27 protein-coding genes are annotated in these 25,535 nt (G+C 60.9%); 11 read left to right on the forward strand and 16 right to left on the reverse strand.

The annotated features are described in order from the left end of the window. Positions 1–227: 227 nt before the first annotated feature. The 4 genes from ABIB00_RS33660 to ABIB00_RS33675 all read right to left on the reverse strand — a co-directional run bounded on the left by ABIB00_RS33660 (position 228) and on the right by ABIB00_RS33675 (position 4,446). A complete protein-coding gene (locus tag ABIB00_RS33660; protein ID WP_354107330.1) occupies positions 228–878 on the reverse strand; it encodes a hypothetical protein in 651 nt (216 codons plus the stop codon). Between the two features lie 97 nt (positions 879–975). Continuing rightward, positions 976–2,478 carry an O-antigen ligase family protein gene (locus ABIB00_RS33665; protein WP_354107331.1) on the reverse strand — a complete coding sequence of 501 codons (1,503 nt, stop codon included), beginning with the start codon at positions 2,476–2,478 and terminating at the stop codon, positions 976–978. A 30-nt stretch (positions 2,479–2,508) separates the two neighbouring features. Continuing rightward, positions 2,509–3,090 (reverse strand): hypothetical protein, encoded by a 582-nt coding sequence (locus ABIB00_RS33670; RefSeq protein WP_354107332.1) that lies wholly within the window; start codon positions 3,088–3,090, stop codon positions 2,509–2,511. A gap of 153 nt (positions 3,091–3,243) precedes the next feature. Then, the gene (locus ABIB00_RS33675) at positions 3,244–4,446 is read right to left on the reverse strand and encodes a polysaccharide biosynthesis/export family protein (protein WP_354107333.1); all 1,203 of its coding nucleotides are present in this window, start codon (positions 4,444–4,446) and stop codon (positions 3,244–3,246) included. Positions 4,447–4,717: 271 nt separating this feature from the next. Here ABIB00_RS33675 and ABIB00_RS33680 point away from each other — a divergent pair, with 271 nt between their 5' ends. From ABIB00_RS33680 to ABIB00_RS33690, 3 genes are all read left to right on the forward strand, one after another. Continuing rightward, positions 4,718–5,263 (forward strand): hypothetical protein, encoded by a 546-nt coding sequence (locus tag ABIB00_RS33680; protein ID WP_354107334.1) that lies wholly within the window; start codon positions 4,718–4,720, stop codon positions 5,261–5,263. Positions 5,264–5,337: 74 nt separating this feature from the next. Continuing rightward, a complete protein-coding gene (locus ABIB00_RS33685) occupies positions 5,338–5,613 on the forward strand; it encodes a hypothetical protein (RefSeq protein WP_354107335.1) in 276 nt (91 codons plus the stop codon). A gap of 160 nt (positions 5,614–5,773) precedes the next feature. Then, the gene (locus tag ABIB00_RS33690; protein WP_354107336.1) at positions 5,774–7,042 is read left to right on the forward strand and encodes a hypothetical protein; all 1,269 of its coding nucleotides are present in this window, start codon (positions 5,774–5,776) and stop codon (positions 7,040–7,042) included. A gap of 9 nt (positions 7,043–7,051) precedes the next feature. Here the strand turns inward: ABIB00_RS33690 and ABIB00_RS33695 are convergent, their stop codons facing one another. Together ABIB00_RS33695 and ABIB00_RS33700 are read right to left on the reverse strand one after the other, a co-directional pair. Beyond that, on the reverse strand, positions 7,052–7,669 hold the full coding sequence (locus ABIB00_RS33695) for a transglutaminase-like cysteine peptidase (protein WP_354107337.1): 618 nt from the start codon (positions 7,667–7,669) through the stop codon (positions 7,052–7,054). 392 nt (positions 7,670–8,061) lie between these two features. Then, on the reverse strand, positions 8,062–8,688 hold the full coding sequence (locus tag ABIB00_RS33700; protein ID WP_354107338.1) for a transglutaminase-like cysteine peptidase: 627 nt from the start codon (positions 8,686–8,688) through the stop codon (positions 8,062–8,064). 193 nt (positions 8,689–8,881) lie between these two features. On the opposite strand from ABIB00_RS33700, the gene ABIB00_RS33705 reads away from it, so the two are divergent. Together ABIB00_RS33705 and ABIB00_RS33710 are read left to right on the forward strand one after the other, a co-directional pair. After that, the gene (locus tag ABIB00_RS33705) at positions 8,882–9,619 is read left to right on the forward strand and encodes a metallophosphoesterase family protein (protein WP_354107339.1); all 738 of its coding nucleotides are present in this window, start codon (positions 8,882–8,884) and stop codon (positions 9,617–9,619) included. A 60-nt stretch (positions 9,620–9,679) separates the two neighbouring features. Beyond that, on the forward strand, positions 9,680–10,342 hold the full coding sequence (locus ABIB00_RS33710; RefSeq protein ID WP_354107340.1) for a hypothetical protein: 663 nt from the start codon (positions 9,680–9,682) through the stop codon (positions 10,340–10,342). A gap of 46 nt (positions 10,343–10,388) precedes the next feature. On the opposite strand, the gene ABIB00_RS33715 is transcribed toward ABIB00_RS33710, so the two are convergent. Then, positions 10,389–10,787: a hypothetical protein gene (locus ABIB00_RS33715; protein WP_354107341.1), complete on the reverse strand. Its 399-nt coding sequence runs from the start codon at positions 10,785–10,787 to the stop codon at positions 10,389–10,391. A 158-nt stretch (positions 10,788–10,945) separates the two neighbouring features. On the opposite strand from ABIB00_RS33715, the gene ABIB00_RS33720 reads away from it, so the two are divergent. Together ABIB00_RS33720 and ABIB00_RS33725 are read left to right on the forward strand one after the other, a co-directional pair. Continuing rightward, the gene (locus tag ABIB00_RS33720; protein ID WP_354107342.1) at positions 10,946–11,338 is read left to right on the forward strand and encodes a hypothetical protein; all 393 of its coding nucleotides are present in this window, start codon (positions 10,946–10,948) and stop codon (positions 11,336–11,338) included. 1,279 nt (positions 11,339–12,617) lie between these two features. Next, a complete protein-coding gene (locus ABIB00_RS33725; RefSeq protein ID WP_354107343.1) occupies positions 12,618–13,823 on the forward strand; it encodes a hypothetical protein in 1,206 nt (401 codons plus the stop codon). A gap of 39 nt (positions 13,824–13,862) precedes the next feature. On the opposite strand, the gene ABIB00_RS33730 is transcribed toward ABIB00_RS33725, so the two are convergent. The 3 genes from ABIB00_RS33730 to ABIB00_RS33740 all read right to left on the reverse strand — a co-directional run bounded on the left by ABIB00_RS33730 (position 13,863) and on the right by ABIB00_RS33740 (position 15,095). After that, on the reverse strand, positions 13,863–14,141 hold the full coding sequence (locus ABIB00_RS33730) for a hypothetical protein (protein ID WP_354107344.1): 279 nt from the start codon (positions 14,139–14,141) through the stop codon (positions 13,863–13,865). 207 nt (positions 14,142–14,348) lie between these two features. Further along, positions 14,349–14,765, reverse strand: a complete 417-nt coding sequence (locus ABIB00_RS33735) for a hypothetical protein (protein WP_354107345.1) — start codon at positions 14,763–14,765, stop codon at positions 14,349–14,351. Between the two features lie 42 nt (positions 14,766–14,807). Further along, the gene (locus ABIB00_RS33740) at positions 14,808–15,095 is read right to left on the reverse strand and encodes a hypothetical protein (protein WP_354107346.1); all 288 of its coding nucleotides are present in this window, start codon (positions 15,093–15,095) and stop codon (positions 14,808–14,810) included. 1,075 nt (positions 15,096–16,170) lie between these two features. Between ABIB00_RS33740 and ABIB00_RS33745 the strand changes: the two genes are divergently transcribed. From ABIB00_RS33745 to ABIB00_RS33755, 3 genes are all read left to right on the forward strand, one after another. Next, positions 16,171–16,344, forward strand: coding sequence for a hypothetical protein (locus ABIB00_RS33745; protein WP_354107347.1), 174 nt, complete (start codon positions 16,171–16,173; stop codon positions 16,342–16,344). Positions 16,345–16,576: 232 nt separating this feature from the next. After that, the gene (locus ABIB00_RS33750; RefSeq protein WP_354107348.1) at positions 16,577–18,169 is read left to right on the forward strand and encodes an EAL domain-containing protein; all 1,593 of its coding nucleotides are present in this window, start codon (positions 16,577–16,579) and stop codon (positions 18,167–18,169) included. 157 nt (positions 18,170–18,326) lie between these two features. Next, a complete protein-coding gene (locus tag ABIB00_RS33755; protein WP_345946813.1) occupies positions 18,327–18,692 on the forward strand; it encodes a VanZ family protein in 366 nt (121 codons plus the stop codon). 42 nt (positions 18,693–18,734) lie between these two features. On the opposite strand, the gene ABIB00_RS33760 is transcribed toward ABIB00_RS33755, so the two are convergent. Together ABIB00_RS33760 and ABIB00_RS33765 are read right to left on the reverse strand one after the other, a co-directional pair. Then, a complete protein-coding gene (locus ABIB00_RS33760) occupies positions 18,735–19,181 on the reverse strand; it encodes a CHRD domain-containing protein (protein WP_354107349.1) in 447 nt (148 codons plus the stop codon). A 156-nt stretch (positions 19,182–19,337) separates the two neighbouring features. Further along, positions 19,338–19,553, reverse strand: coding sequence for a hypothetical protein (locus ABIB00_RS33765; RefSeq protein WP_354107350.1), 216 nt, complete (start codon positions 19,551–19,553; stop codon positions 19,338–19,340). A gap of 510 nt (positions 19,554–20,063) precedes the next feature. On the opposite strand from ABIB00_RS33765, the gene galE reads away from it, so the two are divergent. Next, positions 20,064–21,056 carry a UDP-glucose 4-epimerase GalE gene (galE, locus tag ABIB00_RS33770; RefSeq protein ID WP_354107351.1) on the forward strand — a complete coding sequence of 331 codons (993 nt, stop codon included), beginning with the start codon at positions 20,064–20,066 and terminating at the stop codon, positions 21,054–21,056. A gap of 52 nt (positions 21,057–21,108) precedes the next feature. Here galE and ABIB00_RS33775 read toward each other — a convergent pair whose 3' ends face one another. The 4 genes from ABIB00_RS33775 to ABIB00_RS33790 all read right to left on the reverse strand — a co-directional run bounded on the left by ABIB00_RS33775 (position 21,109) and on the right by ABIB00_RS33790 (position 25,404). Beyond that, positions 21,109–21,564, reverse strand: a complete 456-nt coding sequence (locus ABIB00_RS33775) for a hypothetical protein (protein ID WP_247347305.1) — start codon at positions 21,562–21,564, stop codon at positions 21,109–21,111. Positions 21,565–21,714: 150 nt separating this feature from the next. Further along, complete coding sequence (locus ABIB00_RS33780; RefSeq protein ID WP_354107352.1) at positions 21,715–23,436, reverse strand: chemotaxis protein; 1,722 nt, start codon at positions 23,434–23,436, stop codon at positions 21,715–21,717. A gap of 5 nt (positions 23,437–23,441) precedes the next feature. Next, complete coding sequence (locus tag ABIB00_RS33785) at positions 23,442–24,533, reverse strand: protein-glutamate methylesterase/protein-glutamine glutaminase (protein ID WP_354107353.1); 1,092 nt, start codon at positions 24,531–24,533, stop codon at positions 23,442–23,444. Positions 24,534–24,549: 16 nt separating this feature from the next. Then, entirely contained in the window at positions 24,550–25,404 is an 855-nt protein-coding gene (locus tag ABIB00_RS33790; protein WP_354107354.1) for a CheR family methyltransferase, read from the reverse strand. Between the last annotated feature and the right edge of the window lie 131 nt (positions 25,405–25,535).

Below are 25,535 nucleotides of genomic sequence, written 5' to 3' on the forward strand. Positions count from 1 at the left end.
CTCATGTCCGCTGTCTTCTGAACGCGAACCAGCTCTAGCATGGCGCTACCTGGGAAATGAACCTGGAAGGACCACGGGACGCGTAACACACCCGATAAATGGAGCGAAGCTAACCGGACCTAAACAAAACAGCGCCGCTGAGCGCTATTTCGTTTTTCGGCAGACACCACCAGCGAAGCTAGGCTACTTACATCGAAATGATGACGGTGGCTTGAAAGTTCAATGTATCAAGGACTGACCGACTGGCCGACGTTCGAGCCACTGGTCGAGCCGGTGTAGTTTGTCGCCGTATTTGGGTAATGTAGTCCGCCAAACGAGAAGGCGCTGCCGCTCGATCCGCCGCCCCCAGAGTTGCTATTGCCCGTAGCGCCGCCGGAGCCGGTTCCACCACCGCCGGCGCCGCCGCCGGTCGCTGCGATCGAGACGTCGCCGGTTGCGGCCTGGTAGGCAGCGATCACGTCGGGGTTTCCGGTGCCTGCGATCGCGTTCTGGATTTCGTTGGCGAATGCCTGATCCTGCTGCGCCGCCATGCGCGCAACCTGCGCGAGTCCGGCCACGATTGCTCGCATCTGATCCTTCGTAATTGCAGGATCCTTTAGCAGCGCGATCAAGGCCGGCACCGTCGTCGGATCAGAGGCCCCGAGATCGCGTGCCCGCGAGATCAATTGGGCGCCGCCCGACGTAAACTGTTGCAGAAGGCTCGTGGGCGAGGCCTTGAAATCAGAAATCATTGAGGCCGGAAGCTGCCGGTTCGGCGGGTAGATCGCCGCATTGGCTGCAGCGGTAACCGTCATGGCAAATAGCGCGGCGAAAACCACCCGAAGCGTAAACCTGATAACGCTCATAGATACCCCCTGAAACAAGCCGCTCGAAACCATAGTTAACCAACCATTGTTAAAATCATCATGCGGACCCTATCGAAACAGTCAGCGACTGTCCACCAGATGTGATAACATCGTTAAAGTCTTAAGTGCTTCAAAGCCTGACAGTTTTGCGGATTTCCCGAGCATGCTCAGGCAATTCGGGAGCAGCGTCCCAGGTTTGCGCTCTCTTGGTCCATCTCAACAGCGATTGCGATCTCGTCCTCTCCCCTTGCGCCTGCCCGGTGCGGAAGGACTGCGCCAGCCCGACGCCAGAAAGGGCGAAAAACGGAATGGAATAGCCGGGTATCTGTAGTGTGAAGTCCAGCGAGGAATGCAGCACGGACAGGCTGGCAGTGGCCGCCGCCGCGAGCGGGATGATGGCGTCTCGCCGCCGACTTAACACCCCTCTGGCCAAGACAATGAATATGACAGCCCAGGCGATCGCAATCAGGAGCGCCAGAGGAATCCCCACTTCGGAAGTCAGTTCGAGGGGCGTCGAATGCGCGCGGTCCCAGACCCCGTAAATGGAAATGTTAGAGCTCCGATAAGGCGGAAACGCCCACCTGAACGTGCCCATCCCCGTCCCGAACCACGGGTTATCGCCGATGATCCGCAGGGTAGACTTCCAGGCTTCCATCCGCCCCTCATCAGCAAGCCCTTGTGAATCGAACCGGGTGCTCACCCGCCCACCGAGGAACTGCAGCAGGCCAAGTGCGATGGCCGCGCCTGCAACAAGCGCGAGCGCGATCCCGGATCGCGTCGGCAGATCCCTGCGCAAGAACACGGTGAAGGCGACGATCATCGCAAGCAGCGACAGGCCTACGCCCGCGCGCGAACCTGTCATGAACATCGCCATCAGACAGACTAGGAACGCCAGCAGATGGGGCAAGATCTCGCTCGGAGGGATGTCGGAAAGATCGCGCGAGACGTTTTTCCATATGAGCCTGCGCTCCGGAATGCGGCGCCGAACCTTTTCCAGGATCAGCAGCATCCAGATCACCGCGCCGGAGCCGAAATAGGCCGCCGCCGTGTTGCGGTTGATGAAGGTCCCGGTGACGCTGCCGAGGTATGCAGTCTTGTCCCTCCACAAGATCATGGTGGGCTCGATCAGGAACGACGCGAGACCGTACAGCGCGTAGAGCGCTCCAGAGATGGCGATGACCCACAGCATGCGGCGGGCGCGCTCGCGGTTGACTCCGACGATAATTCCAAGGAGGATCGCCAGAATATTGGCAAGCGGCGCACCCAGCGCGAAGAACGCCTCGTTCTTGACGATGGACGCCGAGGGGGCGATCGGAACACCCAACAGATCCGACGCCTGCTTCCAGATCGGCTGGAACGGCGCGACCCAAGGGCTGTCGGATAGCTGCTCGTGTAAGACGAACGCGTAGGCGGCAACGATAATTCCGATGCCCGCGATCATCCACAAGTGCGGCTGTCGCAAGTCTCGCGTCGGCGCGAAGATCAATGCCGTGCTGAGACACAGGCACCAGAACGCGATCGATAGATCATTGGTCGAGCCAAACGGAAACGGCGCGGCAGCCACGACGAAGAGCAGGATAAAGGTCGCAGGCCAGCTCCAAGACCAGCTTATGTTGGGAAGCCGAAGGCGCATTGTCGGTTAAGCCGGCCTTTGCTCTAGCTTCTAGAGGAAGCAATCGATCGGATAGATTTTCAGATCCACGTTAAGGCGGCTGTTCCGGGTCTGCGCTCGAAATGCATAGAATGTCCCCAGGCTATCACGGCCCGGATCGAGTTTTATTCCCGGGGTTAATTCGTCGGGCGGCACCAGAAGGCCGACATGGCGGTTGATGCCGCTTATCTCGACCCGCCCCTCCCCCTCGCCAAATTGGCCGCCGAGCTTGGTAACGGTAATCTTGGGCAGGCCGCGCCGCTGATGGCAGACCTCCTCCTCCCATAGCTTTGTTTGTTGGACGAGAGGTTTGCCCGCTCCCTCGGGCACAACGATATCCGGAAAGGACGGGTGCAGCATCCCGAAGAACCGGCTCTCCTTGGAATTCGCCGACAGCCGGACTGTGAATGAAACTTCGCCCTTGGCACCCCGAAGGCGCTGAAAGATCGGCGCGTCGGGCTCGGCAGAGACCACTACATCGATCCGGTGGCGTACTCCGAACTCCCCCGTCGCACCGGCAGCGTGATCGAACAAAACAGGCCCCCCGATGATGAGGGTCAGAAAACACCAGAATGCCTGCTGTCCAAACCGCATGACGCCCCTCGCAACACTGCGGGGTGACCGATGATCGGCACGCCTTGCTCAGTGGTGCCTTGATCCATAGCCCAAACAGGGATTGCTAAACGAAAATGGCACCGGGACAAAGCCCCGGCGCCATCGGATGTCGTGGATCAGGTTGGCCCCGCCCTACGGCGCCAACTTGATGTTGTTGCGGAAGATGAGCGCATTGTTGCCGAGATTCACAGCATCGTTGCCGGTCGCCATGATCACACGGAGGTAGGTCAGGAACTTGGCGACTTCGACGTTGCGCGAGTTCGATACGTAAATGATGTCCTGGTTCTTCATCATCACCTTGGTGGCGAGGAAGAAGCCACCCGGATCGCGGAAGTTCACGTTGAAGATGACCGGGATCGTCTCGCTTGTGTACCTGCTAACATCGATGCCGAGCTGGGCAGCAACCTCACGCGGCTCGCGGCGATAGAGGTAGACGGAAGCCGGATCAGCCTGACCATCCAGAAGACCACCAGCCTTGCCGACCGCTTCGCCAAGGTTGATGCGCCAGGCATCAAAGTTGAACTCGCCGCTCTGACCACTGGCACCGAACGCCAGGAATTTCTGCTGTTCGCGATAGACGTAGATGCTGTCGTCCGGACGAACATAAATGTTGTTCTCGGGCGCCATCACGAGATTCTCGAACGGCACGGTGGCGCGCCGCCCGCCACGCTCCAGCATGACCCAGGTCTCGAAGCCCTGGCCCTTAATGCCGCCAGCGCGGGTAATCGCGTCGAGCACCTTGTCCTTCGCACCCGCGGCGCTCGCCGGATAACGCGCCGGCGCGTTGACCTCGCCAAGCACGCTGATGAGCTGGGTCCGCTGCGAGGACATCGCAACCACAACCTGCGGCTCGATGGCGCGGTTGGCGATCTTTTCAACGATTGCGCGCTGGATTTGGACCGACGTAAGGCCCGCGGCCTTGACCTGACCGGCATAGGGCACGGTGATGAAGCCGTCGTTGTCGACCGATTGATCGGGGATGGTCACGAAGTTGCCCGGTCGGACGCCGGCCTCCGCCGGGATGAACAGACCACCCGCCGCGGCTTCGAAGATGGTGACGGCGACGACGTCGCCAATCCCGAACACGATGCTGGCCGGCGGCCGCTTGTCCGTGAACGCACCCGCAAGCCCCTTGGGCTCATGGCTGTGCAGTATGTTCACGGTGGCCGGGTTGAGCGGTACGAGCTCGTAGGCCGGCGCGCTTTCCGTTTGGATATGGTTATTGACGTCGTCCGTCAGAGGACCAGAACCCGGGTTGGTCGAGCAGGCGCCAAGCGCCAAACCGACGAGCAAAAGCGTCAGCTTCAAAACACGAGTCGTCGCAAATGCATGCATGAATAGGCCTAGTGGTTCCCCAATTGACTCAATTGGTACGGCGCGCTGCGAACTCCGGCAAGGCTTTGAAGCCCAAATGCGGGCCCGATGGCGCGATCCGGCCGCGAGTGTTGCGTTTGCGCAACTTACAGGAACCAGCGTTAAGCCTTTGTGACCGTTTGTTATAATCCGTGTGCGCGCAAATCAGGCAATCGCCCGCGGAGCCGGCGGCTCCCCAGCGCTCCAAGCTTCTGCTAGAAACCCAGCTCATACCCGTGGGTGGACGTCTGACGTGGCGCTTTTCGCGATTGGAGCATTGTTTTTGGCTTTAGGCTCCCAGGCCGCATGTATCGCCGCGTCGGCTTCTGAGCTCGCTTGCCTGAGCCGACCACAGATCCGGGTAGCGGCACCCTCCTCCAGCTGGAAGTTCACCCGAACCCAAGGGCCCAAGGACGGAGAAAGCTTCGCCTCTATCATGAAGACGGCGGATACCACCCAATCGGACCCGGACTTTGCGGGCTTGATCGTCCGCTGCGCGCCCAGGGGTAAGATTGACGTCCTGCTGCCCTTGATCCGTCCCTTCTCACCCAAGAGCCACCCCAAGGTCACAATCACCTCAGCAATGGGTGGCACCCTGACATTCGAGGCCAGCATGGCGGCGGCAGGCGCTGCAGTCCTCTTGCCCGATGAGGTCTCCGCCTTTGCCGCAGGCAAGTGGCAGACGACGCCCTCGCTTTCGGTGGTGGTCCAGGAAAGCGACAGCGAGATCAAGGGCATGGTGGCCCTGAACGGGCTCCGGGAGGCCTATCATTCGCTGCTGACAAATTGCGGCCAATAGGCAGAATTTGGCCATACAGCTTAAGGCTCTTTTTAGGGTGCGGAACCTAAGGTCCGGAGGACGGAGTGTTTCGGATGACTGAGGTTTTGATTTTCAGCTTTCTTACAGGCGCTGTGCTGGGCCAGCGCTTTCGGGTCCTGGTGCTTTTGCCATTGACCTTGGTCATGGGGCTTGCCGCCATCCCGGTTGGATTGATGGTCGATGTCAGCTTGCTTGAAGGCCTGAAGAACCTGGTGCTCGCGGCCGTTGCTCTCCAGGCCGGCTATCTCTTCGGCTCGGCCGCTCGCTTTGGCTTGGCCGCCGCTCGTGCCGGCCGCGTGTTTGCTCGGCCGGTCAACACCGTTCGCTGACCTCTTCGCTGAGACATTCAGGAGCTCGCCTGAGAACCCGCTGGGCAAAGCTTCGTTGCGTGCGAGACTTCCCGTTCGTCGAGAGCAGACCTCTGTTTGAAAACCGATCGACGGCTTGTATGGTGCCCTGACCGGTTCAGGATTCCTTCGAGCGCGCTGTTTGTCCCTCGCTTATTTTGCCCTCATCCTTGCTATTGTTTCCGCTTCAGCTCTCGAAATTGCCGGCGCCAAGTTCGGCGCGCAGCTCGGGATGATGGCTGCGGCGCTGAGCCTATTGGCAGCAGCCTTCAGCGCACGAAAGGCCGACTACGAGCACTATCTGCGTGCCACGGGGTGGGGCCACTGGGTTCTGATCGCCATTCCGCTTGGTATCGCAGCCCAGTTGGCGCCGCTTTGGCTCCGCTGGGCGCATCCGATCTGGGCGAGTGTGCAGGAGGCATTGGGTGGCCTGCCATTTGGGCCGGTCACGGCCGATATCGGATTGACGCTGAACGCGCTTTTCTTGGCGCTTGCTGCTCTCTCTCTGGTCGGGGTTACGATTGTCGTGGTCCGCGACCGTGGCCGCGCCGAGCTGGTTCTATTCGTCTTGAGCGGAATAGCCACAGTCTGCGCCCTGGCTTTGGGTCTGAATCGGCTCTCGCCGGGACTTGTGGCCACCGCCCCCTTCGACCTGGCGACAACCTTTGCCGGCCTCGGCACTATGCTGAATTTGGCGGTCATGCAGTTGGCCGCTGAGCGGGCCGAAACGCGTCACTCGCTCGTTCGCTCGATTGCGATCGGCCTTTGCGGTCTCGTCGGCGCTCTCGCAGGGGCTATTGCGATCTTTGGCTTGTCCGGCACGAACAGCGCGATCGCGGCAAGCTTCGGTGTTGTGCTGATCTTGCTGATCCTTGTCATTCGCCGGCTTGACCTGTCGCCCCTGGCTGCAGGCGCGCTGTCCGTTGCCGCATTGATCGGAGCGACCATCGTCCTGACCTTCCTCTTCGAGAAGAGTTCCGGCTCCATCCTCTTGCGGCTTGTCCCGGATATAGGTGCTGAAACGAGAGCCGCGCTTGAACGAATGTTGGCCGACACCCGATGGTTCGGTGCGGGCGCAGGGACCTTTGCGGCCTTAGGCAGGATCTACCAGAGCAATTCCGGTGCGACTTTAACGGCGCCATCAGCCGCGATGGCGATCTTTACGGACACGGGATGGATTGGCCTGGCTGCCGCGCTGCTGGTGGGCGTGACAGCTCTGGCGCGACTTTTCTTGGGCGCTTTGCAGCGCGGACGCGACTCGTTCTTCCCTGCGACGGCCGCGGCCTGCCTTGTCTTTGCGCTGATTCAGGGCTTGGCCGGTCCAGGACTGCTGTACCCGGCGGCAATCCTGTGCCTTTCAGTGATCGTCGGACTGGGACTGTCGCAGAGCGTCAGCCGGTCCTTGCGATAGTGCGGGTCATCAGGCGTCGCGATCGCCGCCGAGTGACGCCCAGTAATTCGGGTTCTTCGGCGTCTGAATGCGGACCCAGCGATAGGGCTTCTTCGACCAGGGCAGGATGCCCCCGGTGAGACTGTCCAGCACGAGATCGCCGGAGAAGGTGCGCACCACGACTAAGAGATGATGCTCGCCCGAAGGCACCACGACCTCGCTGAGCAGCACCGAGCGCGCCGGAAAGCCCTTCGCGATCAAATCGTGGCGTTTTGTTACGGCATAGTCGTTGCAGTCGCCACTCGCAGGATGCAGAAGCCACTTCTCTCCTGCCAAGCCCTCCAGATTCGGTTGGGGTTGGATCGCAAGATTCACCTGACGGTTGACCTGGTTGAGTTCGGTCCAGCGCTGAGGCGTCAGCTTGAGCCGTCCGCCCCTAAACGGTATCCGGTGAGGCCTGCACTCCTTCTTGTATCTGAGGCAGAAGATCGTGAATGCCATAGGCGGCAGCGTCGGCGCGTCGAATGTGATGTATTGAATTACGCCGCGCAATTCCATCGGCGCGGTTATCAGGTCCGCCTCCGCACCGTGTGGAGCCCAAATCGATACGATCGAGACGATCGCCAGGAATCTTGCAGCCTTGCGCATCTTGTGCTTCCCGTTCGTGTGGAGGGGAAATTCACAAAACACCTTTCAAAGTATGGCTCACCGACTGAATGTCAAACAACAACCTTCGGATGCATTAGTTCCCTGGTTATCGAACTCGCCCGCACGTAGATCATCCTACGACCGGCCAAGCTTCCGGGAATTAGCGGCTGAGGTTCCTGCTTTCTGCGGTCGCCGATGTTCTGGCGCCCGCAGTCGCGTACGGAAAGCTGGCGAGGACGAAGCGTGCAGCGACGTTGAGCGGAGTGAGCGCACCAATCCTGGCGGGTCAGAAGATTTCGCGAAACGGGCCTTGCCAGGGGCCGCCGCTCCTGTGGAGCTGCGCGCGATGGCAGACCACAGCCGGCAGAAATCTGCCAGCCGTAATGCCGTCATCAGGCGTTGCGATCGCCGAGTGAGGCCCAGTAGGTCGGGTTATTGGGCGTCTGAATGCGGACCCAGCGATAGGACTTCTTCGACCACGGCAGGATGTGCCCGGAAAGGTTGTCCAGCACGAGATCGCCGGAGGAGGTCCGCACCACGACTACGAGATGATGCTCACCCCAAGGCACCACGACCTCGCCGAGCAACACCGAACGCGCAGGAAAGCCCTTGGCGATCAGATCGTGGCGTTTTGTCACGGCATAGTCGTTGCAGTCGCCGCTCGTCGGATGAAGCAGCCATTTCTCTCCGCGCAGCCCTTCCAGATTGGGCTCCGGCCGGATCGCGCTGTTGACCTGCTGATTGACCTCCTGAAGCTGGGCCATACGCTCCGCCGTGAGTTTCAGACGCCCGCCCCTGAACACGATGTGCTGCGGTCGCGGCTTACACTCATCCTTGTACTTTAGGCAAAAGATCGTGAACGCCATCGGCGCCAGCGTGGGCTGGTCGAACTTGATGTATTGCATGGCACCGCGCAGCCCCAACGGCGCACCGACGAAGGCGGCCCTCGCGCTCTGCTGGACCCCAACAGCCACCACAACAGCGGCCACGGCCGCCAGGAACTTTACAACTTTGCGCATGTCACGCTCCCCGTTCTTGTTGGGGAAACGCTACGCGAGACGTCTTGAAATACGGCTCAAGGGCCCAGCGATCCTTTAATCAAAACAGCCGCGAGTCTGTCAGAAACAATTAAGAATACCGATATGTGACTTGTTCTGCTAAGAGCGATCGCGACGTTCCGCTCGCGACGGCAGATGCGATTCGACCGACCTGATGGGCCTTTCCAAACGCTTTCGTAAAAATATTAAGCCGCGGCTTCCCGATGGCGTTCGTATCTATGCCATCGGAGACGTGCATGGGCGGGCCGACTTGCTTCAGTCCCTCTTAACCGTCATCGACGCCGACCTTGCGCGCTCTGCTCCCCAACGAGCCATCCAGGTGTTTCTTGGCGATTACGTCGACCGGGGCCCGGACTCACGCGCCGTGCTTGACCTCCTGATCGAGCGCTCGAAGTCGCACGAGACCGTTTGCCTCAAAGGCAACCACGAGGTCTTCCTGCTCGAGGTCCTCAAGGATCCGGCACGCCTGCAGGAGTGGCGCCATTATGGAGGCCTGCTGACCCTTGTTTCCTATGGCATTAACCCGACGATGAATCCGACGGCTGAGGAGCAGATTGAGTTGATCGAAGGATTGAGGCGTGCGCTCCCGTCGGAGCATCTTTCATTTCTTCAGCAACTCCGCACCTCCTTTGTGTGTGGTGATTTCTTTTTTGTTCACGCCGGCGTCAAGCCGGGCATAGCCCTCGATCGTCAAAAGGAAGAGGATCTGCTCTGGATCCGCGAGGAATTTCTCGAGTCCGAGCGACGCTTCGGTAAGTATGTCGTCCACGGTCATACCCCGGTCAGCGCTCCCGATATCCGCCCCAACCGGATCAACATCGACACCGGCGCTTATGCGACCGGCAACTTGACGCTCCTCACGATCCAAGGCGATAGTCTGCTGGCAATTTAAGGCGACCGTAGAGCTGTCAGCCTACTCGGTCCGCCTCACCCGAATATTTCGAAGTCGATCATGAACCATATGTCCCTGCTTCGCGTCATCGGCTTCTGCGCCGCAGTGCTTCTGCTGCTTCATGCAGGATTGGGATCCTACGGCGATCTCACGCGGCCAAACTTTCGGGCGAGCGATTTATTCTTTGGCGAGATTCCGCCCGACAAGGCCATTGTAGCGACGTCGGCGGTACTGGCGACCTTTTCGTTCGATGGCGACTTGCTCGCGAACTACGCCGCAGCGAAAGCCGCGGACATTCTTCACCATCCCTCAGCCGATGCGAACGGCCGAGCGACCGAGAACAAGGCGGCCCAAGGCGCTGTGGTTGCCGCCTTGAAAATATCGCCCATCCGTCCCGCGCTATGGCTCACGCTAGGCACGCTGAAAGCTCAATCCGGCGAGCCGGTAACGCCTGCAGTGAAAATGTCTTACTTGGCCGGAGCCGTGCCGATGGCCGTTGCCTTCTCCCGGGTCCAAACCGTAACGTCGAGCGCGGCCGCAGCCGACGATGAGATCAAGCTGCTGGCGCAGTCGGACATTCGCTCGGCGCTTGCCCACCGTTCTAGTTACGAGCCGCTCCTGATCGCCGCCTACGTGCAGGCAACGCCACAAGGCAAATCGCTGCTTCTGGAGGCCACGCAGGTAACCGATCCTAAGTTCAATGAGATCTTGCGGCGGTATTAAATCGAGGGCGCCCTTGCGCGGCTTGGCTTAGGCTGCCAGATGCTCCTCAGCGCACCGATTTCGGATTAACTGGCACAAAATCCTGTTCGCCACGCGGTTGATCCGATCGCCCCTGGTAGACGAACATGCCCTTCTTGGTGGCGATGATGTCGCCTCGCTGCAGGCTCTCGTCGTTGAGGATGCGTTCGGTTGCGACGATCTCCGGATCTTCCGGGACCGGCTTGTACACTTCCGGGTGCTCCCGCCGCTCGCGCGAGACCTCTTTGGCCCGTCGCCGTCCGTCTTCGATCCGCTGCCGCCATTCGTCGCGCGTCAGTTCGAGCTCACTTGGCGGAAGGTAGTCATTGGGTGAGGGCTCCGGCTCTGTCTGAGCAAGACAGGAGTGCGCACAGGTTAGGCAAAGGGCGAGTCCACCAGCAATGATGGCCGCTCGAGACAGCGCCACAAACTGCCTTGCGTAAGTCAGTGAGTGGTCACGCCGAACGGCTCGCACACCAATAACTCCAAAGACTATCTCCTCCCCTGCAGTCTATACCTTTGCCGATTGCAAGACAGCCAATTCACAGGCAACCTTTGTGCTTTAGCTCGCGAGGATTTCAGCCCGTGGTCCGCAGCATTGCTTTCTTGGCTCTCGTCATCTGGTTAGGGACTCAGTCTGCGTCTGCAGGTCCGATCGAATACCCGCAAGTCATCCATACGCAATACGAAGCAGTCGATCAGAAAGCCGGTGGTCACTTCGTGCTGTGGTCCGAGCGTGAAAAGATTTTCTATGGCCTCGACCAGAAGCTTTTCCCGGGAGCCCGGTTTGTCGATATCACCCAGGTTACCCCGAGCGTCGGCTCGATCACGCTAACCTATGTCGAGGTGCGGACGGTCAGCAGCACCAGTTCGGACTATTTGTACTTGGCAGGAAATGTCCGCTTCCGCGTCAGCGGAATGACCCTCAAGTCCAGCAACTTCCCCGCCGGCGGCGGGATGACGCCCAGCGGGCAGTAGCCAGCCGGCCGCTCAGTTGCGTCACAGTGATGATTGCAGGCGTCCGCCAGCGCAGGGTCGATGGCCGGTCTAAGACCTCATTAGCTCATCGATATTAATCTCGAACACTCCGCTCGCGGGGTTGCCGAGAATGTGCGGGAGACCAATGTTGCTGCTGGGTGCCTGCATGGCAGCTTCCTTAATATCCACCATGGCGGCTCAAGCGAGCCCGCTTTGCGTCAAGGAGCGGACGCCGATTGCCCTATCAGGGGATACGGTGAAGTGGATGATGACGGTCCAGCCTGGGGCGGACTGCATCCAGGGACTGCGTTGGTCGTATATGCAAATCTTCAACGTGTCGGTCGTGAGCGGACCATCACACGGACAGCTGGCGGCGGGTTGGGTCCGGCTTTCGATATTCGGCGAAAGCCGAAACGCCGGGCACCGATAGATTCACCCTTCTGATCTCGGGCAAGAACCGTCATGATGCCGGAACGTCGATGCTGGAGGTCGAGGTAAATCCCCCATAGCCCGGCTTATGCTTCGATTATCGCCGGCTCGACCCGCTGCCCCGGGTCCTGCTCCCGTAATAGGGGCGAGCACGCCCTCCGTTGGTCCGGGGCGCCTGAATCTGGCTCGGAATGTTTCGCGTGGCCGTGCTCGGCGAAGGCTGCGACGGATTGACGATAATCACGTTGCGATTGGGCGTAGACGGATCATTGACCCCCTGGGCCCGGGCGCTTGGGGCCCAAGTGCTCGCGGTCACAAGAAGCGCAACTGTGGTCAAGACTAATCGTTTCATGAGATATCTCCCGAGCGAGAACGTCGGAGAGGCGATCACCGTTCCTTCACGGTTGCTTGGGTCGTCATTGCCGAGGCACTGCGATCAACTTGCCGTCCCTCCAGACCCCCTGCGCCGCCGTCCCGCTCGGCAGCGTGCCCGGCGCCAGGTTCCGGACGGCTGTCGGTCGTGAGGCGCTCTGGGCCGTTTGGGTCTTCTTCGTAGGTGAGGTCACGATGCTGGTGCTCGTCAAATTGGCCTTGTCCTTGGTCCCTTGTGCAAAAGAAGGTTGCACCAGAAGAGCCACAAACGTGAGTGCTATGAGACCGTCGCGCATGATCAAAATACCGGAAAGAGGAACTCGTCGAACTGTCACAGCTTTCTGCCTAAAAGCAAGCCCCCGAAGCTGGTGCGACAAGGGCTCTTGCAAGCTGGCGATCAGAGCGGCTTTCGCAGCGATGGATTTGACGCGGAAAAGCCTAGCGAAACTGCCTATTCCGGGTTACTTGATCGGCCTTGATGACTGACCCCAGCGACACTGCCGCCGGCGCTCCAAATACGCACGCTATCAAGGCCGGGTTTGTGCGTCTACTGTCCGGGCGGATTCGCGACATATCCCGCGACCCGCGGCAGATCCGCGAGATCGTGTACGAGCAGGCCCGCATCAAGCTCCTGGAACAATTCACCCATGGCGACGCACGGGAATCCCGCGAGGTCCAGCAAGTGCTGGAACGCGCCATTCGGGAGGTTGAGCTTTCATTTGAACGCGGCGCTCCTGAGCGCGACGCGCTGTCCGCAATGCCGGAGTCGGCGCTAGACGTCGCTTCGCATCAGTCGCCGCTCAGTCCCCCGACTCCCGTTACGAATCTGGCGCCCGTTCAGAAGCTTGCGGAAACATGGCCCGGTTCTGTCGCACCGCCAAGACCGCCCGACCAGTCCTCGCGAAGCGGCATCATCAACTCCCTCATCCGATTAGCCGCCATCCTGGTCATCATTGCCGGCGCCAGCGCTGCAGTTACTTATTGGCCGCGGTTGAGGACACAATTCGTCGCATTGTGGCAGTCCGCGACGCTGTCCAAGCGCACCTCGACAAGCTCCGAGCCTCAACCCACCGTCGCTGTGACTCCATCTAGCGGTGAGAACGTCGAACGGACACCGGATCAACCGAAGGAGCCGGCGACGGCTGCGCAACCCTCGATGCCGTTGCCGACGACCTTCGGCGTCTACGCCCTGAGCGACGGCCAGCTCCAGGAGCTCAAGCCGGTCCCGGGAAAGATCCCGGACCGCCGTGTCGCGATCTCAGCCGCAATCAACACGCCGAGCGCCACGACGCTGACAAGCGGAGATGTCAGCTTCATTGTGTTCAGGTCCGACGGTGGTGTCGATGCAACCGGGACCGAGGTTCGGGTGGTCGCAAAAGTCTCCCGAGCGATGGGCGTCGATGCAACCGGGAAAGCGGCCATGGTCACCGCCGGCGACACCTGGGTCATTCGCAGCATGTCCTTCCCATACAAAGTAGGTCCGGTCGAGGACCAGCCGAGGATGCTATCGCTGCAGCCGGAGCAGGACGGCTTTACGCTTTCGCCGGGTCGCTACGTCGTGGTGGTCAAAGGTATGGGCTATGACTTCACCGTGGCCGGGACGCCGACTGATCCCAACCAATGCGTCGAACGCATCAACGCAACGAACGGCGCGTTCTACTCACCTTGCCCGCCACGACGTTAAAGCGCGACGGGATTGGATGAATCATCATCGCGTCTCCGTTTATTTATTGGCTTTGTTGTCCTTCGGCGTGTCCGCTGGACCGTCGTCGACCTTGCCATTGTTCGCGACGCATTTGCTGAAATAGTCGCGCCGCTCCTTGGCCGTCCCCTTGCTGCTACCTGCAGCGGGATTGCCGATCTGTTTTGGCGGAAAGGCCTTGATCAATGCAGCATCACATGCGCGCGCCACTTCAACGGTAACGGCCGAAGCCGCTACCGGCGCGGCAAAGGCCAACACAAATGTCAATCCAATCAACTTTTGCAAATTTCCGAGGGGCACCTGGCTCGCTCCTTCAATCCGTCCGAGAACTCTGGTGGGAACCATATCAAAAAGGACAGAGGAGCCAAACATCAAACAGAGCCGATTGGACCCATGCTTGGAATCACTTCCCGGGCCGCAGAGCAGCCGACCTGAGGAAATCTGCCCTGGCTTGGTGCCGCCGAGATCCTGAACCAGGGCACGACGCCGTTGCGGAACCACCGGTTGCTAGCTGTTGAGCTGCGGCGGCTTGAAATCAGGAAAGCGAGTGAGCATCGCGGCCTTGACGAATTTCAGGTGCGAGATCGTGCTCGCCAGCTCCTTGAGCCGCCGCTGGCCGTTCGAGATGTCCGCGGCAAACAGATCCTGATGGTAGTTGTCGAGCGGCTCCCGCTCCAGATATTCATCGGTGCCGTTTCCGAAGGTGACGGACGCACGTGCGAGCGCATCGTCGACGCGCCGATTGAGGCCGGCCTGCTCCCTTTCAGCCTCCTGCAGGGCGGCATCGAGCGCAGTTATCACCGCATCGATCCGCACGCGATCGGTCGCAGCGTCACGCTCGGTGGAGCGGGCCTTGAAGCCCTTGTCCTTGCGGCGGAGGTTGAGAAGATTGTGTGCGCGTGCCCTCAGGAACAGCTGGAACATTTGGGCCATCCCACTTCTGGCTTTCTAAGCCGCTACCATCGGTCAGACGTAGTTAACAAAGGCTGAATTTTCCGCCTGCTCCGCCCGGCTCTGCGCTATCCACACCCGCCAGGCCCCTTCGTGCTTGGAATAAAGCTCAAGCCATCGGATTTCGCCGGTTGCGACGGCCTCTGCGCTCCCATGCTCGATCACCGAATGATCAGCATTCATCGATGGAAGGTCCAGCGCTTCAAATTCCGCCGTCTCGTCGAGCGAAAGGCCGATCAGAACACGATGCCCTTGCCGATCGACAAAATACCTGCGTGGCGCATTGCGCCCTTGATCAATCATTGCGACGGCCCTCATTGAGGATCCAAGGACCACGAAGATTTTTGAGCCGCCGACTATAGGTACGAACAAAAGCAATCAAGAGCAGGACGCAAATTGTCATGCCCAGCAACGCAATCAGATACGCCATCTACGCCTACCCCGCAAATCGCGGCAGCTGAACTCTCGCAATCAATTGGCCCATTTCTAAGCGACTGCTCCAAAGCTCACAAGGACTGCGACAAATTAACCTAACCGCACATGGTTATTTCGTGCGCCGCGGTGATCGAGACCAAGTCAGATCGATCCATCGCCGAGATATCGCGCCGGTCCCTGCCATCACGACGGGCGCTGGCTTCGGCCAACTCCCATCGAGGCCGGAGTATAGGGCGCATAGAGGCGGTACCCGCGCTGATCGCTTGCGGGAGCGCCAGGCCCGCACACCGTAACCGTAGCAAAAACCTGTTGCAAAAATCGAAGCCAAAACCAGGATCGCTGCCATTTGGAATATTCCCACGTTTTGCTGGAACGTTCCTCCCTGAGTATTTCAGCTTGTCGTTGTGACGACATCAAGATCGGCGCCGCTGAAAGTTTTGCCAGACGAAGATGAAGTTTGTGCAACGTGTTGTTTGAAGATTGATCGTCACCTGAGAGAAACGGGCTCAGGCCGTGAGGATAGCTGATGTTGCCCGAACTTGATGCAACGATGATGTCAACCCCGGTTCACCTCAGGGAGTCCAATCCGGGACTGCTTTCGCGCATCGCGCCGTCGTCCTGTCTATGCCTTCAGTATAGTGACGGACCGCCTGTAGTGGATCGGGTTCATCTGCGATCCGCTGGAAGATGTCGCCTGCCACTTACGATGGCGGCTTTGTTAAGCGAAACCTCCGTGGTTATACGGTGCGGCGCGCGCCGATTTTATCGCGGTAAGGTTGAGCGGTTAGCTTAACCCGCGGAGTTTGTTGCGAAGTCTCACCGATCGCTTATCCATCGCCTCACCGGGCTCCCCAAGCCCGGCCCCACCCAAGCAAAGCCGCCGAGCGAACATGGGTCCGCTTGGCGGCTTTGTCTTTGTGTCGACGAGAGGATGATTTCGGTTATGGCGCGCAAGCCCTGGTCGTTCAAAGAGGACCGCCGGTTGATGGAGTTGGCTAAGTCTTCGACTTCGCTGGAAGAGGCGGCGAAACAGCTCGGGCGCACGCCTGACGCAGTCAAGCGGATGGCTTTGCGGCTTGGTCTTTCGTTGAAGCCGAAGTCAGGCAAGAAGGCCTAGCCTCGGAAAGCAGGCGATGTTCTTTCGACGGGACCGAGCTGACCTCCACGCTTGGCTCCTCGACTACGTCTTCGCGCCAAGTAGCTGGGTGTCCTGTTCCCTTGCTGGTCGCGATCGCTCATTAGCTAATCGTTTAGATTCACCGCCGAGCCGCAAAGCACCGTTAAACCCTATCTTAGCCCGCGCTAGCTAGGATCGAGCCTCTAGCCCTCCTGGATTCCGTCTGGACCGGATGAGATTGCAGCGACCGAACCTCCCGTTTGCGGCGCTCGTGCTTGCGAGCACGTTGACGTTTGGGCTGGCGGGCCATTTCGCTGCTGAGGTCGTCATTGGCCACCAGCAAGCGCATCAGCTCAACGAGTTGACCGAGGTCGTTCTGCGTCGCTCCGAAGCTGCGGTCGATTTTGCCGCTGACAGCCTGGACGAGCTCGCGAGGCGGGAGCTTGCCAGCTGCGAATCCGGGGCATTGCAGGCTATCCGGCTCCACGTCTACCAGCGCTCTGCGATCAAGGACGTCCGGCTCGTCAATCCGGATGGCTCGGTGATCTGCTCGGCCTATTCCGAGACGCTAGAGTTCGACAAGGGATGGGTGGATCGCCGCGATATGCTGTCTTCCCGCGATAAGAAGCTCATGCTGTTTCGCGTTGAGCAGTTCGGCGGCGACGCATTGGGAGTGCTCAGGGACATCAATGGCAGCTCAGCCCTGGTCGCCATTGTCGGCATCAATGCCAGCCTGTTCGACATCATGCCCGCCGAACTGCGCGCGCACAGTGAAGTCATCCTCGCCTTGAGCAACGGCGAAAAACTCGGCGAATTCCAGACCGACGCCGGCAGCGCCTTGCCGCAACCGATCAGTTTCGAGAGGAATTCCACCCAATTTCCGCTCCATACCACGATCCGGCTCGATCACGCGGTCCTCTCGAGCTGGAACAACGAGGCTTACTGGCCGACCCTCGCTGTTGCCCTTGGACTTGGCGCCATCTTTGGCGTCTTGCTGGCACGAAGCCGCCGCATGGAAGGACCTGTCGCCGATCTCGATCGGGCACTGGCAGCTGGCGAATTCACACCATATTATCAGCCGATCTTCGACCTCAGGACCGGTCGGATCAACGGCTGCGAAATCCTGGCTCGCTGGCTGCGCCGAGATGGTTCGGTGGTCCCGCCGATGAACTTCATTCCACTCGCCGAATCCAGTGGACGCATCCAGGCGATGACCTGGCATATCTTGCGATCGGCGCTCGCCGACCTTCAGCCATTGCTGACGGCGGACAAGAATTTCAAGCTGTCCCTGAACGTCGTGCCCAAGCACCTCCTGGATACAGGCTTTGTTGAAACGCTGCGCCGTACGGTCCTGACGGCAAAGGTCTCCGCGCGCCAGATCATGGTCGAAATCACCGAACGCGGCGAGCTTGACGATCTCGCGCGCGCCGCAGCCGTCGTAGCCGAACTGCGGGAGCACGGCTTTCGTGTCGCCATCGACGACGTCGGCGTTGGCCATAGCGGATTGTCCCGACTGAAGGGCCTTGGCGCCAACACGATCAAGATCGACAAGTTCTTCGTGGACACGATCACCGTGGACGCGTCAACGGCAACGATCGTGGAAATGTTGGTAGCGCTCGCGAGGGACCTCAATATGTCCGTGGTCGCAGAAGGCATCGAGACGGAGGAGCAGCTCCGCGCGCTGGTCTCCGCCGGCGTAGAGGAGGGACAAGGTTATCTCGTTGCGGCGCCCCTGCCCTTTGCGAGGTTCAGCAACCTGATCGAGTCCCGTCGCGCGGCGCAGGCAGGCGTGGCGCTCTCAGACGACGCGGCTATGGTGGCCTGACTGTTGCGGAAGCATTTCTGCTTCCTCGACATAATGTTTGGCTTCCAAGCGTCTCCCCTAAACATTCCTGCGCCAGCCGAGGCTCGATGCGGCAGGGAATTTAACGATATTTTCGGCTTTCGAACCAGACGGGCGACCAACCTTGTATGTTGGCGTGATGCGCAGGAACCACCTCTTTGCAGCCGCAAGCATCTGCCTTGCGCTCATCGTCTACGCCACCCTGGCGAGGCTCGCGGGAAGACCCGCGCTCATGGGGCATCACGAGGCCTATTGGGTCGTCGTGATCGAGCGCTTCAGCGCCTATGGGCTGCTCGGATTTCTGCTTTCCTTCCTGCTACCGGGCCGATTCGCTTTGGCCTGCTCTCTGGTCATCACGGTCGCCATGGGGCTGGAGCTCTTGCAAGCGTTCACACCCGACCGGGATCCCGGCTTCCTTGACGTGCTGCAAAAAGCGGCAGGAGGTACCGTCGGGGTTATGCTCGCCCAGATGATCTTGGCGTTCTTGCCCAGACCGCCGTCCTAGCATCGCTCGACAAAGACGACCGGCGAGACGCGCCAGCTGAACTTACTTCGCCATCTGGCCGCGCAACTCACCGCCCGGGTTCGCCGCCGTGTGGATGTTGGCGTACCACCTTCCGGCCAGCAAATCTGCGGCCTGCGCGTCGGTGAGAGTGGCGCTGCCTTGGATGGGGCTTTGCACCGTCTTGAACGGCAGCACGATGCCGGCGTTCTTGCCCGCCTCCACGGGACCGTGGAAATGAGCTCCCATCGCCGGACCCGTCAGGCCGGCATAGGTGACCGCATAAGTCAGAGTTTTCGCCTCGGTATCGTAGGTCGCTTCTGCCTTGCCCGAGCCGGACGAGGTGTTCGGAGGCACCTCATTGCTGCCTTTGAGATCGGCCTGCAGCTTCACGACCTCTGCATTTGCCGATGTGGCCATCGAGATGACCAGCCCACCCAGCATTGCCGTCCCCAACAGTGTCACGCAGACCCGATAGTTGGCTTTCCTCATCGCCCCTCCTGCGGGCTCTTTGGCCCGTCGCAGTTGGAACACCGGCCCCAGCCGGAAATTCCGGATGCAGATTTATGCCTGATTCGAGATAACCATCGCAGGAATCTCGGCTCCCGGTCACATAGCCTATCGTGATAGGGGGCAGTGTCCGGCGATTTAAGCTGCCCCACGCCTGCCGAGGACCTCGTTCGGCACCAGGAGCTCGGCCATCTGGCGATGCGTGGCCTGGAGCGCCTCAATGGCGCTGTCGAGATCAAAATCGGACTCGCGCACAGACGCGAAGAATTTGGCCGTCAGCGCCAGATCGAGTTTGACGCGTGTCGTGCCATCGCGGCTTTTGCGACGATCGAGCGACAAATGGATGGCCTGCATTCGGGCTTCCGCGGGCGTGCACCCGCTAAGTGTCGCGAGTTCGCTATATGTCATCCATATTTGTGGCATGTTTTCCGTCCGTCTTTTTGCACAAGCAACAATCTAGTTTTCGTGCCTAAAGGTACCGTTGCCGCGTTGCGGTCGCCGACCGCATCTCGCAATGATAGAGTCAACGCTAGGCTAAGACGAAGAACGGCAAGGGTGCGGAAGCTACCACCGGGTTGCATACAGCGAATATCGCTCTATGCTCATCTGATTGATCCACCATCAAAACGAGGGCCGATGGTATTGGGCCAGATCACTTCGATAGCCCTTCCCTGAGTCACGTCATCTCCGGGGGAACCACTCGGTATCCTCTGGTCTTCTCCACCACTTTTGGCCGACGACGTATGGGCCGATTTCGCCGGGAGGCCCCGAATGGCTCACAATTGCGCTGCTCGTGCGTTGTGCGGATTCGCTGCTGGCGAGGGTCGCCTGGATGTTGGTTGAGTTCGCTTTGAGGTACCAGGCATGATCGACAAACCGACCATCCTCGTTACAGGAGGCGCGGGCTATATCGGCTCGCATGCTTGCCGCGCACTGACTGCGGCCGGCTATCAGCCCGTCGTTTATGACAATCTGTCGACAGGTCATCGCAGCTTCGTTGCCGGCCCGCTGGTCATCGGAGACCTGCTCGACGGAGCGGCGCTGGCGCGCGCCTTTGCCGAGCACAAGATAGCAGCAGTGATGCACTTCGCGGCCGCGAGCCTCGTCGGCGAGTCCATGACGGACCCGCAGAAATATTACATCAACAATGTCCAGGGCACGCTGTCGCTGTTGCAGGCTATGCGCAACGCAGGCTGCCACCGCATCGTGTTCTCCTCGACCGGCGCCGTCTACGGTAACGCAGATTCCAAGGAGCTGCCGGAGGATTTTCCCTGCGCGCCGATCAATCCCTACGGTGCATCGAAATGGATGATCGAGCGCATGCTCGCCGATTACCGATCGGCTTACGGCTTCGGCGCGTTCTGCCTGCGCTATTTCAACGCCAGCGGCGCCGATCCAGCGGGCGGCATCGGCGAGTTGCGTGACAACGAGACCCATCTTATTCCGCGCGCCATGATGGCGCTCCAGGGCCATGCCGACTTCGCATTGTTCGGCGACGACTACGACACGCCCGACGGCACCGCGATCCGCGACTACATCCACGTTACCGACCTCGCGGCGGCGCATGTCGCGGCGCTGAAGCTGCTGGAAGAAGGGCACGCCGGCAGCAGCTTCAATCTCGGCACCGGGTCCGGATTCTCGGTGCGAGAGATCCTGACTGCGATCAGGCAGGAGACCGGGCGCGAGGTGCCTCACACCGTCAAGCCGCGCCGCGCTGGCGATCCCACCTATCTCGTCGCGGACCCCTCTGCTGCGCGAAAAGTTCTAAACTTCTTGCCGCGTCACTCCGACCTGTCCACCGTGATCCGCACTGCCTGGGCCTGGCACCAGAAGGCCCATCCGCTTAAACAGTCCTGACATGCTTCGGTCGGCCGCCGTCAAAAGCCAGTCGCAGCAGGTGAAAGGCAATCTACGGACGATTCCGCTCTGATCCGTGCGATCCCGGCGTGAACGGATGGCGCGGCCGTGAACGGCTGTCGAGGCCCTTGGGCAATTTGTCATTGAGCTTCACGACCGCGCATCGGGCATCGCTAACCGGAGCATCCTCCCGGCTGTAGATCAGCGTCGCCTCGAACGTCACATCGGGCGCTTCTCTGGCCGTTCCCGAGCAGGTCGCCATCGCACCGCTGCACACGCCCGAGAGCTTGAGCTCGACCTCGTCAGGCCCGAACACGGTCGGCGGCCCCTCGGCATGTCGCCGCGTGGTCAGAACCGCCGTGAAGCGCTGCTCCTCAATTCGATAAGAGCCGTCGTAGGTGAAGAAGCTGTCGCTGCCGGAGATTCGCCCCTCCGCCAGATGCACGACGCCGGTGCCCTGACCGCGCGGGGTCCTGAACCAAGCAGCGTATTTGCCGTCCTTCAGCATGAAAACATCCGTCCTGAAATTCACCCCTATGTGCGACCAACTCTGGGGCGCGACAATGACCGATGCGGCAAGCATTCCGCCACGGTTAACGCCCTGCAAAGCCAACCGGTCAAATTGCTGCCGACGCGCGAAGCGACGCCGGCAGCCAGGTCAAAACAATTCTATGCCGTCATCGGTGGTCTCGACCGCCTCGACCCGGCGCGCAGCGGCGATCGACGCCAACCCGAGCGTTTGAAGGAATTCCCGGTGGACGTCCCGCTCGCGCTCCATCGTGTAGTGCGCGAACAGATCGTCGAGCACAGCCTCGTCCTGTGGCTCCGGCCGCCGTGCGCCCGCGCTCGCAGTCTCGAGGCGCGCGGCGACCGAGGGCAATGCCGCGGAACCTTCGCCGAGCTTGGTCATCAGGGCTTGCGCCGAATTCATCAGCCGCTCGAACTCCGCGCCTTCGTCGACGAGCCGGCTCATCAGCTTGTCGAGCCGTTCGTTGCCGGCCTCGACCTCGCGCAGCGCCTGAAGGATCTGCGGCTCGAGCTTGGAGAGCTGCGTGGGATCGCCCTGCACGCGAAACTTCTTCAACTCCCCGGCCGACCGCTCGATGCCGTCGAGCACGGGGCGCAAGCGCCCTGCGCCCGCCGAGACCTGGTCGGCGGTCGCCTTGAGCTCGTTAGCGATGACAACGAAGGCGCTGCCGCGGCTGCCGAGATGGCTTGCCTTGAGGCCGGCGTTCATTCCGATCAGCGTGATGTCGACGGTCGCCTCGGCGAGACCAGCGATCGCCTGGCGAAATTTTGTCAGCGTGTCCTCGACGATCGCGAGCGCCTCGTCGACCGAACGGCCGGCACCCTCGCAGGTGGCGATCAGGTTCGAGGCGTGCGCCAGCGTCTGCTTGATGCGCGCCAGGAACGACGACGAGCTGCCATCTCCGCCGCCGAACAGCGTGCGGCCGTGGCCGACGACGCTTCCCGCATCGTGCAGAATGGCCGTTAGCGCGCGAACGATCTGGCCGATGTCGCCGCCGAACTCGCGCTGGGCGTCCCTGAGCAGGGCCGCCTGCAACTGGCAGATCGCGCGCGCGCCGTCGTCGCTCGCAGCTGGTTGGGGAACGATATTCGGGGCGGAGCCCGACACGAGGCCGAGGCCGTGAGAGACGTGCTCGAGACGCTGGCGCGTGCTGTCACCCGCCTGCAGGGAAATAATGGCGCTGCCGACCGCCTCAGCGATCTTTTTGGTGCTGCTGCTGGCAAGAACGGCGAGCTGGCTGCTGTTGCGGCGCTGGTCGCGCAATCCCGAATAGGCCGCTCCGAGCTCGGTGCTCTCCGACACCAATTGATTCCCGTAGCGGCTCTCGAACTCCTTCTGCCGGCCGGACGCGGTGGCGACCGCTTCCGACAGGCGCTGCTGATCCCGCGCGCAGCCTTCGATCGAACGCTGCACGGCCTTGCCGAGATCGTAGGCCTCCTGCGTGAAGGCCAGAAAGCCCTCGCGGTCGCCGTCGAGCGAAGCGGCCTCGATCCGTGCACTGCGCGCGATGATGGTGATCATCTGGATGTGCTTGAACAGCGGCTTGAGCAGCGCAGACGCCTCCGCGGTGCTCGTACCGATCGTCGCAAGCAGGGCGCTCTCGGCCGGGAGTGCCTGCGCAAGCTCGCTGAGCCGCGCGGCGATCTCCTGTAGCGCCGTCGCCGCCCCCTCGATCTCGGCGCCCGCGAGTTCCTCGGAGAGCGTCGCGAGGCCCTGGTTCAGCTCCTTGAAGATGAGGTGGCCGCGCCCAAGCTCTTGGCCGACCCGCGCAAAGACCTCCTCGATCCGCGACGAGACGTCCTCGATCGCGGCGGTCGCCTCAGCGAGTGTATTGGCCGGAATGGCAGACATTGCAATCAACCTGTCAGCGCCGTATGCCCGGCCTGGTACCAGAGCATGATCTCGCGCGGGATATGGTGCAACGAAACGATTTTCTCGACACCGCCATGGGCGATGGCTTCCTTGGGCATGCCGAACACCACGCAACTCTCTTCATCCTGCGCCCGCGTCGAGGCGCCGAGCTTGCGCATCTCCAGCATTCCCCGCGCGCCGTCGTCGCCCATGCCGGTCATGATCACACCGAGCGCGTTGGCGCCCGCATGCTGGGCGGCCGAGCGAAACAGCACGTCCACCGACGGGCGATGCCGCGACACCGGCGGGCCGTCCTTGATCGCGATCTGGTAGCGCAGACCGATGCGCTGGAGCAGCATGTGACGGGCGCCAGGCGCGATATAGGCGCAACCCGGCAGCACCGGCTCGCCGTCCTCTGCTTCCTTGACCCGGATCTGGCAGACGCTGTCGAGACGCTTGGCGAAGGCCGCGGTGAAGCCTGCCGGCATGTGCTGGACGATGACAATGGGCGGACAGTGCGGCGGTAACATCTCCAGGACGTCGTTGAGCGCTTCGGTCCCTCCGGTCGAGGCACCGACGCACACGAGGCGCTCCGTCGTCGGCCGGACCTTGCCCTGCACCGGGGGTGGAATGATGGCGTCGGCGGTGAGCTTCTTCTCGATGGTCCGCCGCTCGGAACGAGGGCGCACCCGCGCCTGCGCCGCCGACTTCACGGCCTCGCGCAGCCGCGTGGAGCATTCGAGCAGCGCCTGCCGCGTGTCGATCTTCGGCTTGGGCACGATGTCGACCGCGCCTGCCTCGAACGCCTCGAACATCACGTTCGAGCCTTCTTCGGTAAGCGAGGAACAGATGATCACGGGAATCGGACGCTGCGCCATGATCTTGCGCAGGAAGGTCATGCCGTCCATCCGCGGCATTTCCAGGTCGAGGATCATGACATCGGGAATTTCGCTCTGGAGACGTCGCGCCGCAGCGAACGGATCGGATGCCGTCCCCATCACCTCGATATCGGGATCCTCATTGAGGATCGTTTGCAGGATTTGGCGCACCGACGCCGAATCGTCCACGATCAATACGCGAACCTTCTCCCTCGGCATTTTGGTTGCGCTCCGGCTAGACCTTGAAAATGGTTGGCTGAACTTGCTTCAAACCCGGCACTGCACTGTGAATCATCGATTCCGAATGCCCGACCAGCAGATAGCCACCGGGCCGCAAATGGCTGCACAATTGCTCGATCACCTTGCGCTGCGTCTCGCGCTCGAAATAGATCAGGACATTGCGGCAGAAGATGATGTCGACGTCGCGATCGACGGGATAGGACGCATCCATGAGGTTCATCCGCATGAACTGCACCATACGCCGCAGCTCCGGTGCCACCCGCACCTCGCCGCGCGACTTGTCCCGCGACGACAAGAAATATCGCTTCACAAACTGTTCCGGCACCGGGGCAAGCACGTCGCGGGCGTAGATCGCGGCCTTGGCGAGGCGCAACACCGCGGTCGAGATGTCGGTCCCGAGGATGCGGTACTGAAATCGCGAGCCGTTCCGCGTCATGTCATCCAGCACCATGGCGGTGGTGTAGGCTTCCATGCCGGTGGAGCTCGCCGAGCTCCAGACCTTCAGGTTCGCGTTCTTCCGTCCGTGCGATTTGAGCAGGGCCGGGATCGCGACCTCCCGCATGAAGGTAAAGTGCTGCGGCTCGCGGAAGAAGTCGGTCTTGTTGGTCGTCACCACGTCGATGAGATGGGTGAGCTCGGTGTCGAAATGATCCGCCTCGAACAGATTATCGACATACTCGTTGAGGTCGGAAAAGTTCAGCGCGCGCACCCGCTTGTGCAGCCGCCCCTCGAGCATCAGCCGCTTGCCCTGCGGCAGCTTGATGCCGACCTGGCCCTCGATCAATTCGGCGATGGTCCGGAAGTGGCGGTCCGACAGATGGACGGCCGTATTTTGCATGGCGGGCATCATCGCTGCCTGCCCTCATCCGGGAGGGCCATCTGCACTGAATGTCGGGCCGTTCGGGCCATCTTGAATCCCACGCGTTCACGCAATCACTGGTGGCGGATCGGCCCACCGGTGAAGGATGGACCGATCTCTTG

Source organism: Bradyrhizobium sp. LB14.3 (assembly GCF_040547985.1).
In the GTDB taxonomy this organism is placed as follows: domain Bacteria; phylum Pseudomonadota; class Alphaproteobacteria; order Rhizobiales; family Xanthobacteraceae; genus Bradyrhizobium.